Annotated in this window: 2 protein-coding genes; both read right to left on the minus strand. The window is 72.0% G+C overall.

The genetic code is table 11. The annotated features are described in order from the left end of the window. Positions 1-6: 6 nt before the first annotated feature. On the minus strand, positions 7-297 hold the full coding sequence (locus ACLD7X_RS17790; RefSeq protein ID WP_411425021.1) for a hypothetical protein: 291 nt from the start codon (positions 295-297) through the stop codon (positions 7-9). 53 nt (positions 298-350) lie between these two features. Beyond that, positions 351-644: hypothetical protein (locus tag ACLD7X_RS17795; protein WP_411425022.1), on the minus strand; the 294-nt coding region annotated here is incomplete at its 5' end.

Here is a 644-nt window from a genome sequence, read left to right on the forward strand (position 1 = left end):
GTCCGGTCAGTCCTGCGGTTCCACGTATTCGGTCCAGTACCAGTTGCCGAGCACGACGCCGGCGACGCTGCCGACCAGCGCGGCGACGGCGCCGCCATTGATCAGCACCGAGCCGGCGACGGCGCCGGCGAACATGCCGGTGGCCAGCGCGGCGGCATGGCCGCTGCTGATCCGCGGAGCGGCGGGCAGCGCGAGGGACAGGCCGGGCGCCGCGCCATGTGGCGCTTGTGCCGCGGTCTGCGCGCTGGCCGGGAGGGCGAGGACGAGCATGGCCAGCAGCGCGAGGATGCGCATCATCGTGGGAACTCCTGGATGGGTGGTGATGCCCCGCCCCATGGCGGGACGCGGTGTCAGGCTTCGATCATCCGGTACCAGCGGCGGGACCGGATGATCCGGCCCGTCGCCTTGGGCTGGAGGTCGAGCTCCTCCATCAGCCGCTTCACGCGGCGCTGGGCGTCGGCGTTGGAGACGCCACCCGCGGCGCGCGCCTTGTAGAAGGCGACGGCGCGATCGAAATCCGCCCGCGCCACGCGGTCGCGTCGATCCGCCAGCGTCTTCAGCAATTGCCGGGTGGACAAGCCGACTTCCCCTTCCAGGGAAACCGACCCGCCATCGGTCGCGGATCGCAGCAGGCCCACCGCCTC

It is taken from the genome of Aphanothece microscopica RSMan92, from assembly GCF_046613545.2.
Lineage (GTDB): Bacteria > Cyanobacteriota > Cyanobacteriia > PCC-6307 > Cyanobiaceae > NIES-981.